This is a genomic window from Streptomyces sp. FH025, assembly GCF_017427025.1.
In the GTDB taxonomy this organism is placed as follows: domain Bacteria; phylum Actinomycetota; class Actinomycetes; order Streptomycetales; family Streptomycetaceae; genus Kitasatospora.
In genome coordinates, this window is record NZ_JAFLNG010000252.1 from 1 (window position 1) to 9,943 (window position 9,943).

At 73.0% G+C, this 9,943-nt stretch carries 11 protein-coding genes and 1 pseudogene; 2 read left to right on the plus strand and 10 right to left on the minus strand.

Annotated elements, in window-relative coordinates:
* A pseudogene (locus J0670_RS18915) lies at positions 1 to 299 on the plus strand (protein phosphatase); the annotation flags it as partial.
* A 23-nt stretch (positions 300 to 322) separates the two neighbouring features.
* On the opposite strand, the gene J0670_RS18920 reads toward J0670_RS18915, so the two are convergent.
* The 10 genes from J0670_RS18920 to J0670_RS18965 all read right to left on the minus strand — a co-directional run bounded on the left by J0670_RS18920 (position 323) and on the right by J0670_RS18965 (position 8,901).
* Positions 323 to 529, minus strand: a complete 207-nt coding sequence (locus J0670_RS18920) for a hypothetical protein (RefSeq protein ID WP_207812800.1) — start codon at positions 527 to 529, stop codon at positions 323 to 325.
* Positions 530 to 869: 340 nt separating this feature from the next.
* Entirely contained in the window at positions 870 to 1,799 is a 930-nt protein-coding gene (locus J0670_RS18925) for an urease accessory protein UreD (protein ID WP_207812809.1), read from the minus strand.
* A gap of 17 nt (positions 1,800 to 1,816) precedes the next feature.
* Complete coding sequence (gene ureG / locus J0670_RS18930) at positions 1,817 to 2,437, minus strand: urease accessory protein UreG (protein ID WP_207812801.1); 621 nt, start codon at positions 2,435 to 2,437, stop codon at positions 1,817 to 1,819.
* 27 nt (positions 2,438 to 2,464) lie between these two features.
* On the minus strand, positions 2,465 to 3,196 hold the full coding sequence (locus tag J0670_RS18935; protein WP_207812802.1) for an urease accessory protein UreF: 732 nt from the start codon (positions 3,194 to 3,196) through the stop codon (positions 2,465 to 2,467).
* Positions 3,193 to 4,917 (minus strand): urease subunit alpha, encoded by a 1,725-nt coding sequence (gene ureC / locus J0670_RS18940; protein ID WP_207812803.1) that lies wholly within the window; start codon positions 4,915 to 4,917, stop codon positions 3,193 to 3,195. The genes J0670_RS18935 and ureC overlap by 4 nt, the downstream gene beginning before the upstream one ends.
* Entirely contained in the window at positions 4,917 to 5,345 is a 429-nt protein-coding gene (locus J0670_RS18945; RefSeq protein ID WP_207812804.1) for an urease subunit beta, read from the minus strand. Before J0670_RS18945 ends, ureC begins: the two co-directional genes overlap by 1 nt.
* Before the next feature lie 23 nt (positions 5,346 to 5,368).
* Entirely contained in the window at positions 5,369 to 6,217 is an 849-nt protein-coding gene (locus tag J0670_RS18950) for a sirohydrochlorin chelatase (RefSeq protein WP_207812805.1), read from the minus strand.
* Positions 6,218 to 6,220: 3 nt separating this feature from the next.
* A complete protein-coding gene (locus J0670_RS18955) occupies positions 6,221 to 6,526 on the minus strand; it encodes an urease subunit gamma (protein ID WP_196951463.1) in 306 nt (101 codons plus the stop codon).
* 139 nt (positions 6,527 to 6,665) lie between these two features.
* Positions 6,666 to 7,571: an urea transporter gene (locus J0670_RS18960; protein WP_307806582.1), complete on the minus strand. Its 906-nt coding sequence runs from the start codon at positions 7,569 to 7,571 to the stop codon at positions 6,666 to 6,668.
* Between the two features lie 529 nt (positions 7,572 to 8,100).
* Positions 8,101 to 8,901 carry an alpha/beta hydrolase gene (locus J0670_RS18965; protein WP_207812807.1) on the minus strand — a complete coding sequence of 267 codons (801 nt, stop codon included), beginning with the start codon at positions 8,899 to 8,901 and terminating at the stop codon, positions 8,101 to 8,103.
* 185 nt (positions 8,902 to 9,086) lie between these two features.
* On the opposite strand from J0670_RS18965, the gene J0670_RS18970 reads away from it, so the two are divergent.
* Positions 9,087 to 9,943 (plus strand): LLM class F420-dependent oxidoreductase (locus tag J0670_RS18970; RefSeq protein ID WP_207812808.1); only part of this gene is annotated, 857 nt, incomplete at its 3' end.

Sequence of the window (9,943 nt, forward strand, 5' to 3'; positions counted from 1 at the left end):
TCGGGTGGGAGCGGCGCTGGGTGCGCTGGCCCGACTTCCGGCTGCCCACCGACCGCGCCGACGCGGCCGACGCCTTCCGCGAGGCCTGGGAGCGCTGCGCGGACGAGCGCGTCGAGCTCGCCTGCGCGGGCGGCCGGGGCCGTACGGGCACCGCGCTCGCCTGCATCGCGGTGCTGGACGGCGTCCCGGCGGCGCGGGCGGTCGCGTACGTGCGGGAGCACTACAGCCCGCACGCGGTGGAGACGCCCTGGCAGCGGAGGTTCGTCGCACGCTGGACCCCTCCGACGGGCCCGGCCTGAACCCCCGTGGGAGCGACGCGCGATCAGGGGGCGCCGAACGCCGTCGGAGCCGGTGCGGGCGGCGGCGGTGCGGCGGGCGGGGTGTCGGAGAACCCGACGAAGTGCCCCCAGAGCCAGAACGCCGCGGCCACCCCGGCGATCAGCCAGCTGCCGCCCTTGGCACCGCCGCCGGGCGCCGGCCTGCGCCGCCAGTACCCGCGCACGAAGACCCGGCCGTCCTGATTCGCCACTGCGCCTCCCGAGCCGGGCGCGGCACCCGGTGCGCCGCGAGCCCGTCCATCGGATGTAGCAGGGCTTCCTCGGCACACGCACGACCACCCCGCCGGTAACCGGCCACCGGCGCCCCGGCGCGCCGCCGCCGGACGCGCCGCCGGCACCGCCGCTGAACAGCGCCGATGGTGTCCCGGCAGGTTGGCGCGAACGCCCCCGGCGTGCCCGGTGCACTCCCCGGCGCCCGCTCGCCGTTCGCTCCCCGGCGAGGAGCCCCGGCAGGAGCCCCGGCAGGAGCCACCGACAGGGGTGCCCGGCAGGAGCCCCGACAGGAGTGCCCGGCAGGAGCCCCCGCCCCGCCTACGTCTTCCGCAGGTCCGGCGCCGGGGCGCCGATCAGCAGGCGCCGCACGGCGTCCCAGGCGGCGCGGAGGGCGGCGGCGGCCGCACGGGTGTCGGAGGTGAGCAGGCGCAGCCAGGCGCCGCTGTCCTGGGGCAGCACGCTGACCCCGTACAGCAGCCCGCGGTCGGCGAGTGCCTCGTGGAGGGTGTCGGCGATCCGGGCGGCCGGGGCGAGCGGGCTGAGGACGTAGAGGCTGGACATCACGTCGTGTCCGCCGAGGACGGCCGGTCCGGCGACGCCACTACCCGAGGGCTCCAGTCGGACGGTGTCGAGCGCCACCAACTCGCCTCCGGGGCGCCGCACTTCGAGGTCGGAGGCGAACACCCGGTAGGCGTTGCGCTCGCCCCGGGCGAGGCGTCCGGCGAGGACGGTCTCCCCGGCCAGCACGGTCGCGTCCGGGTCGACGGTGAGCACGGTGCGCTGGTAGAGGCGCGAGTCGACGAAGGGGATCACCGGCTCGGGCAGGTACTCGACGTAGGCGCCCGGTCCGGCCTCCAGGTTGAGGAGTTGGGTCGCGTAGTCGTGCTCCATCCGGTAGACCTTGGTGGCCGCCTGGGTGGTGAGGTGGACGGCCGTGTCGGCCCCGCAGCGCACGTCCGTCCGCAGCCGGTCGGCCTGGAGGATGCCGCCGCCGGTGGACATCAGCAGGGTGACGGCGAGGTCGGGGCGGGCCGGGTCGAAGTAGAGCGGGCGCATGATCTGCAACGGCGACTTCTGGTAGTGGCCGGTGAGTTCGGTTCGTGCGCCGATCCGTTCGAAGGCGAGCTCCAGCAGTCCGACCTTGCCGGGGCGCCCGACCCCGAGGGTGTCGGGCGTCCCGGCGTGCCGGCGGACCTCGTACGGGACGCGGGCCGGCTCGTAGTGGCGGGGGTCGAGCCGGGGCACCATCCCCGGGGCGGGCACGGTCACGCCGGGACCTTCCGGAAGGTCTCCAGGAAGGTCGCGATCTCCTCCAGCCCCTCCCCCGTCAGGCAGTTGGTGAGCACCACCGGCCCGCCCTCGCGGACCCGGTGGGCGTCGGACTCCATGATCCCGAGGTCGGCGCGGACGTACTGGGCGATGTCGATCTTGTTGATGACCAGCAGGTCCGACTCGGTGATGCCCGGGCCGCGCTTGCGGGGCATCTTCTCGCCCTCGGCGGTGTCGAGGACGAACAGGAAGAGGTCGACCAGCACCGGGCTGAAGGTCAGGGTGAGGTTGTCGCCGCCGGACTCGTACAGCAGGGTGTCGACGTCGGGGAAGCGTTCCAGGATCTCGGCCCCGGCGGCCAGGTTCATCGTCGGGTCGTCCCGGACGGCGGTGTGCGGGCAGGCGCCGGTCTCCACGCCGACGACCCGCTCGGGGTCGAGCACCCCGGCGAGGGTGCGGCGCACGTGCTGGGCGTCCTCCTGGGTGTAGATGTCGTTGGTGATGACCGCCGGGCGGTGGCCGCGCGCGATCAGCACCGGGACGAGGGCCTCGATCAGCGCCGTCTTGCCGGAGCCGACCGGGCCGCCGATGCCCACGCGGAGCACGTTCTCGGTCATGCTGTTCTCCTTGCTCGGTAGATGTGTTCAGCTCGCGAACAGCCGCGCCTCGGCCCGCTCGTGCCGCCCGGACATCGCGTCCGCGATCGGCACGCAGCCGCCCAGGTCCGCCAACTCCCGCACCAGCGCGGCCGATACCACCTCCCGGATCACCGGGGCGGCCGCCCGCAGTACCACCTGCGCCCGCCGGTGGTCGGTCAGCCGCAGCCGCAGCGCGGCACCGACGAAGCTGGTGCAGAAGGCGAACAGGTCGCTCGCGACGGCCTGTTCGACCGGTACGGCGGCCGAGGCGTAGGCCACCCCGGCGACCACCGCCTGGCAGCCGGGGGCGCGCTTGGCGGCGACCAGTTCGGCGTACCGTTCCAGCGGCTCGCCTCCCACCGACTCCCGGGCGATGTCCAGGAGTTGGCGCCCGGTCCGGGTGGATGCCAGTCGTAGCTCGCGGTTGAGCTTGGTGGCGTGCAGCCGCTGGTCGGTCTCGGCGAGCAGCTCCCGGTCGTCCTCGGTGGCGGCCCGGTGGGCCAGGGCCAGCGCCGTGGCGTCGGACGGTCCGACGCCGTGCCGCAGCAGGTCGGCGAGCAGCTCGGGCAGGGTGTCCGGGGTGACGGCCTTGGCCTGGGCGTAGCCCTCCAGGCCGTGCGAGAGGGTGTAGAAGCCGCTGGGGAAGGCGGAGTCGGTCAGCTGGAGGCTGACCAGCAGGGCGTCCAGCCCGGCCGTCCCGTCCAGCCCGGCCGTCCCGTCCGGCGCGGCGGCGCTCACGCGAGGTAGAACAGGTGGTTGAGCGGCAGTTCGCGGGCGGGCTCGATGGTGGCCGGTTCGCCGTCCAGGGTGACCTTGTACGTCTCCGGGTCGACCGCGATCTTCGGCAGCGCGTCGTTGCGCACCATGTGCTGCTTGCCGACGGACCGGCAGTGCCGCACCGGCAGCACCCGGCTCTCCAGGCCGAGTCGGGCCGGGACGCCGAGGTCGACGGCCGCCTGCGACATGAAGGACACCCGGGTGGCCTGCCTGGCCCGCCCGTACGCGCCGTACATCGGGCGGTAGTAGACCGGCTGCGGGGTGGGCAGCGAGGCGTTCGGGTCCCCCATCAGGGCCCAGTTGATGACGCCGCCCTTGATGACCATCTTGGGCTTGGCGGCGAAGGAGTTGATCGGCCAGAGGACGATGTCGGCCAGCTTGCCGGGCTCCAGGGAGCCGATGTGCTCGGCGGTGCCGGAGGCGACGGCCGGGTTGATGGTGAGCTTGGCGAGGTAGCGCAGGACGCGGAAGTTGTCGTTGCGCTCGGTGTCGCCGGCCAGCTTGCCGCGCTGCTCCTTGCAGTGGTGGGCGGTCTGGAAGGCGCGGGTGAAGGACTCGCCGATCCGGCCCATGGCCTGCGAGTCGGAGGAGAAGATCGAGATGACGCCCTCGTCGTGCAGCACGGTCTCGGCGGCGATGGTCTCGGCGCGGACCCGGGAGTCGGCGAAGGAGACGTCCTCGGGGATGTCGTGGCTGAGGTGGTGGCAGACCATCACCATGTCCAGCAGCTCGTCCACCGAGTTGACGGTGTAGGGCAGGGTCGGGTTGGTGGAGGACGGCAGCACGTTGGGCTCGCCGGCGATCCGCATGATGTCGGGGGCGTGGCCGCCGCCCGCGCCCTCGGTGTGGAAGGTGTGGATGGTGCGGCCGTCGATCGCGGAGAGGGTGTCCTCGAAGAAGCCGCCCTCGTTGAGGGTGTCGGTGTGGATGGCCACCTGCACGTCGTAGTCGTCGGCGACGCCGAGCGCGGTGTCGATCGCGGCCGGGGTGCTGCCCCAGTCCTCGTGCACCTTGAGGCCGCACACGCCGGCCTCGACCTGCTCGCGCAGCGCGCCGGGCAGCGAGCCGTTGCCCTTGCCGAGCAGGCCGACGTTGACCGGGAGGTCCTCGACCGCCTGGTACATCCGGTGGATGTTCCACGGGCCGGGGGTGCAGGTGGTGCCGTTGGTGCCGTCGGACGGGCCGGTGCCGCCGCCGATCAGGGTGGTGATGCCGTTGCTCAGCGCCTCCTGCACCTGCTGCGGGGCGATGAAGTGGATGTGGGTGTCGATGCCGCCGGCGGTGGCGATCAGGTGCTCGCCGGAGATGACCTCGGTGCCGGGACCGATCACCAGCCTGGGGTGCACGCCGCTCTGGGTGTGCGGGTTGCCCGCCTTGCCGACGGCGGTGATGAAGCCGTCCTTGACGCCGATGTCGCCCTTGACGACGCCGAGCACCGGGTCCATGACGACGACGTTGGTGATGACCAGGTCGAGCGCGCCCTGGACGGAGGTGGCGGCCGGGTCCTGGGCCATGCCGTCGCGGATGGCCTTGCCGCCGCCGTACACGGCCTCGTCGCCGTAGTGGCCCTGGTTGAAGTCCTTCTCGACCTCGACGACGAGGTTGGTGTCGGCGAGGTGGAAGCGGTCGCCGACGGTGGGGCCGAAGAGGTCGGTGTACTGCTTGCGGGAGAGGATGGCCATCAGCGGTCGCCTTCGTTCCGGAACCCCGTGCGGGACTCGTCTTCCTTGTGGTCGAGGTTGGTGCCCTTGAAGCCGAGGGCGATCGCCCGGTCGATGGCGCGGGCGCGGGTGTCGCGGGCGGTGGTGCCGCCGTCCACGAGGTTGGCGAAGCCGATCAGGCGGCGGTGGCCGCCGAACTGGGCGAGCGTGACGTCCTTGGTGTCGCCGGGCTCGAAGCGGACGGCGGTGCCGGCCGGGATGTCGAGGTGCTTGCCGAAGGCGGCGTTGCGGTCGAAGTCGAGGGCGCGGTTGGCCTCGAAGAAGTGGTAGTGGGAACCGACCTGGATCGCTCGGTCGCCCGTGTTGCTGACCGTGATGGTGGCCTTGGCGCGGCCGGCGTTGATCTCCACCGGGTCGTCGCCGTACAGGTATGCGGCGCCACCAGACATGGCTGGCCTTCCTCTCTGCCGGTTCAGTGGGGGGTGTGTGCGTGGGGGGTCTGTGCGTGGGGGGTGTGCGCGTGGGTGTGCGGGTGCACGTGTGAATGGCCGTGGTCGCCAGGCCCGTGGCCGTGGTCGCCGCCCGGCCCGTGGCTGTGCGCGTAGCCGTGCCCGTGCTCGGCGTCGAGGCCGGCCAGGATGCCGTCCTCGCCGTGGCCGAGCAGGTGCAGCGCCGCCGCCGTCCGGGCCGCGACCACCCCGGCGATCGCGGACGGCCGCAGCAGCGGCCCGCCGTCCCGGACGCCGGGCAGGGCGGTGCGCAGCGCCGGGCCGAAGGAGGCCGGTACGGCCGTCACCTCCGCCGCGCCGAGCAGCCGGCAGCGTTCGGCGCCCTCGGCCAGGTCCGGGTCGCCGCCCGCGAGGGCCACCTCGACCCAGCGGTGCCGGCCGTACTGGCGGACCAGCCGGGCGATCCGGAACAGTTCGGCGTCCTCGAACGGCCCAGCCGCCGGGGCGGTGACCAGCACCGCGCCCTGTTCGCTGCTCGCCGCCGCGGCCCGCAGCCAGCCGATCAGGTGCTCGGCGGCGCCGAAGGGCGCGGTCAGGGCGAGCCGGCCCCGGCCTTCGCCGGCGGCGAGCCAGCGCAGGGCGCGGGCGGTGTCGGCGACGAGCCCGGGGTCGCGGCCGAGGGTCATCGGGACGACGCACACCGGGGCGTCGCCGGCGGCCAGTGCGGACCGTACGGCTTCGGCGAGCGGTCGGCCGGCGGCGGCCACGGCGTGCACGGTGGGCTCGCGGTCCACCAGGGCGGCCAGGTCGCGGCCGCCGTCGCTCTCGTGCCCGCCGGCCAGGACGACCGTCGCGGGCGTGGCGGGTGCCATGGTTCAGGCACCCACCGGGTCGTGACAGGAGACCAGCTTGGTGCCGTCCACGAAGGCGGCCTCGACCTGGAGCAGCGGCAGCATCTCGCGCACGCCGGGCATGACGTCCGCGCCGCTGACGACCTGCTTGCCGATCTCCATGCACTCGGCGACGGTGCGGCCGTCCCGGGCGCCCTCCATGATGGCCTCGCTGATCAGTGCGCAGGCCTCGCTGTAGTTGAGCTTGACGCCGCGGTCGCGGCGTTTGCGGGCCAGATCGGCCACGACGTAGATGTAGAGCTTGTCCATCTCACGCGGGGAGAGATTCACGGGAATCACTCTTCCTTTCCGAGAATCCGATGAAATGCAAGGGAGTTGGACGGGAAACGCCTGCCCGAGCCCGCTGCGGAACCGGCCGCCGAACCGGCTGCCGAATCGATCGTGGAACCGACCGTGGAACCGGCCGGGATCAGATCCGGCGCAGTCGGGGAATCGCCGGTACCGCCGCCAGGAACAGCATCGTCGTCAGGACGAACGGCCAGGTGAAGGCATGGCCGCCGAACGGCGCGGAGAGCGCGCCGAGCGCCGGGGTCAGCACGGTGGCGGCGGCCGCGCCGAGCACGGCGTAGGCCGCGCTCCAGCCGCCGGGGGCGACGAACACTCCACACAGCGCCAGCGCCACCAGCACCCCGCTGTACCCGAGCAGCCCCTGTCCGACGGCCTCGGCGGGCGCGCCGAAGGCCCAGGCGGTGAGCAGCGCGGTCGCGCTGCCGACGCAGGCCATCAGCCCGGCGAGCCGGCTGGCGACGAACAGTCCGGCCAGGAACAGCAGACCGACGTACCACTGCGGCATGAAGAAGACCTGGCCGATGTTGGCGAGGAACCCGTGCCAGAGCTGTTCCCAGCTCAGCCCGGTCGCCCCGGTGGCCGGTACGGGCAGCGCGGCCGGGCCGGCGTCCTGGTGCCACAGGTTCCGCAGCCCTGGCGCCGCGGCCGTGACGGCGGTGGCGACCAGGCAGAACGGCGCGGTCAGCGCGGGGATCCCCCGGCCCTCCAGCAGCGCCCCGAGGCCTGCCGTGACCACCACGGCGACGGCGGCGCCGAGCACGGCGACCACCACGGTGGCCGGGTGCCCGGGCCCGAGGAAGACCGCGCAACCGAGCGCCACCAGGCACCCGTTGTACCCGGTCAGCCCGGCCCGGACGGTGTCCCGCCCGAGCCCGAGGCCGTACGCGACGGCGGTGGAGACGGCGCTGCCGAGCAGACCGTAGAGGCCGTACTGCCAGCCGGCGGCGAACAGTGCGGTGACGAAGAAGAGCCCGCACACGGCGGACGGCATGAAATCGACCTGGGCGACGCCGCGCAGGACTTCCACGACTAACGTGACGGATATCGGACGGGTAGCCCCGGAAGGCCCCTCGGGGGCTTCTGCGGAAGCCCCTTCCCCCTTTTGTCGAGCCATACTTCGCACCAATTTCCCGGTACGGCCGAGAGGGCTCGGGAGATTACTCGGGAGCCCGTTCGGCGATTCGTTGGGAACCGTACTCCTGCGGATTGCCGACCGGGATAGGAGCGTTGCGTTACCCCAAATCGACCGAGAGTCACCATCACGCCCCTGAGCTGCAACATTCTGTTGAATCAGAGACCCGGACACATGACCGAAGAGGGCAATCCTTTGCGAAGTTTTACTCGCCGCCGACAAGCGCCGGAATATGACCGCACCAAGGAATCCGACACAAACTCGCGCTGTTCCGGCAATACGGACACCCACATTTGTGGAAACGCTGTGAAGCGAGGGTGCGGTGTGGTGGAAATGTGCTGGCACCGGGAAAGGGGCGCGCGCCACCGGGAAACGGCCGCGGACGTGCTACGGAACGGCCTCCGCCGGGGACCGAGCTACGGGCTCAGGCTCCGGCCCCCGGCCGCAGGCGCCGGCAGAGGAATCGCTCCGAGGACGCCAGCTCGAAGTCCGGCACCGCCTCGTGCCCGCCGGGGTTGGCGTGCAGCGTCTTCTCCCGGGAGCCGAGCGCGCCGAACAGTGCCAACGCCGCCTCGCGCGGCACCAGTTCGTCGTCCCACTGGAGGAGGAAGCGCAGCGGGACTCCGACCCGCCCGGCCGCCTCCGTCGGCGACGTCTGCCCGGTCAGCCCGGTCAGCCCGAACACCGCCGCGGTGATCCGCGGTTCGGCCGCTGCCAGCGGAATCCCGACCACGCTCCCCAGCGACAGCCCCCAGTACCCGACCGGCCCGAGGCCCTCCCCGATCGCCCCCAGCGCGTCCAGCACCGCCCGCCACTCGGGCACGGCCCGCTCCGCGAGCGCCGCCGTGTGCCGCGCCACCCACGCGCTGATCGGCCGCCCGGCCGCCAGCAACTCCCCGATCTCGGTGGCGAACCGCTCGTCCTGGGCGCTGCGATTCCGCTCCCCGTGCCCGGGTGCGTCGAGCGCCACCGCCGCGTAGCCGTACCGTGTCACGCATCTGCGCGCCCGCTCCACCACCCCCGGCGCCGTCTTGTGCTGCCCGCCGCCGTGCCCGAGCAGCACCAGGGGCCGCCCGCCGGGCTCCGATCGCTCCGGTCCGTCCGACGGCTCCGACGGCTCCGACGGCTCGGACGACGCCGGCAGCCACAGCACGCCGGGAACTCCGTCGACGACGAACCGCCGCTGCACGACGCCGTCCGACCCGGTCTCCGAGGTGAGGTGCACACCCCCATCATCACCCCCGACACCTGTTCGAGCCTCGCCTTTTCCGCAACCCCCGCCGATGCCCGCCGGACGTTCACACCGCCCCCGCCGCGCTGGCGGTGATCGACATCGAGTGATGAACTGGTGCACGGTGCCCGACCATTGGAAACGGATGCCACCCTTCCACTTACCTGCAAGGAGAGTTCATGGCCCGCCCATTCCGGTTCGGCGTCAACCTGCTGGCCCCGGCGGAGCGCAGCCAGTGGCAGGAGAAGTGCCGTACGGCGGAGGCGCTCGGCTACGACGTGATCAAGGTCCCCGACCACCTGGGCATGCCCGCACCCTTCCCCGCCCTGGTCGCGGCGGCCGAGGCCACCGAGCGGCCCCGGCTCGGCACCTTCGTCCTCAACTCCGCCTTCTGGAACCCGACCCTGCTCGCCCGCGAGGTCGCCACCACCGACCAACTCACCGGCGGCCGCCTCGAACTGGGGCTCGGCACCGGCTACGTGCAGGCGGAACACGACGCTGCGGGCCTGCCCTTCGGCAAGCCCGGCGAGCGGGTGGACCACCTCCAGCGCACCATCGAGGAGCTGGACCGGCTGTACGGCTCGGACGAGTTCGTCCCGCAGCCCTTGCAGCGCCCCCGACCGCCGCTGCTGATCGGCGGCAACGGCGACCGCGTCCTGCGGCTGACCGCCCGGCACGCCGAGATCGCCGCGTTCACCGCCATCCGCACCGGCCCGGACGCCAAGCCGACCGTGCTCACGGCCGCACAGCTGGACGAACGCGTGGCCACCTACCGGCGGTTCGCCGCCGACCGCGCCGAACCGGCCGAGCTGAACCTCCTGATCCACATCGTGGAGGCCACCGGCGACCGCCGCGCCGCCGTCCAGCGCCACCTGCCCGACTTCCCGCACCTCACCGAGGACGAGGCACTCGACCTGCCGATCCTCCTCCTCGGCACGGCCCGCCAGATGGCCGACCAACTGCGCGCCCAGCGGGAGCGCTACGGCTTCTCGTACATCACCGTCCTGGAGCCGGTGATGGAGGCCTTCGCGCCGGT

Bases quoted from the DNA above. Each gene is read 5' to 3' on its own strand.
- J0670_RS18925 (WP_207812809.1), bottom strand. From the start codon at position 1,799: ATGGTGCCCCGGCTCGACCCCCGCCACTACGAGCCGGCCCGCGTCCCG.
- ureG (WP_207812801.1), bottom strand. From the start codon at position 2,437: ATGACCGAGAACGTGCTCCGCGTGGGCATCGGCGGCCCGGTCGGCTCC.
- J0670_RS18945 (WP_207812804.1), bottom strand. From the start codon at position 5,345: ATGTCTGGTGGCGCCGCATACCTGTACGGCGACGACCCGGTGGAGATC.
- ureC (WP_207812803.1), bottom strand. From the start codon at position 4,917: ATGGCCATCCTCTCCCGCAAGCAGTACACCGACCTCTTCGGCCCCACC.
- J0670_RS18950 (WP_207812805.1), bottom strand. From the start codon at position 6,217: ATGGCACCCGCCACGCCCGCGACGGTCGTCCTGGCCGGCGGGCACGAG.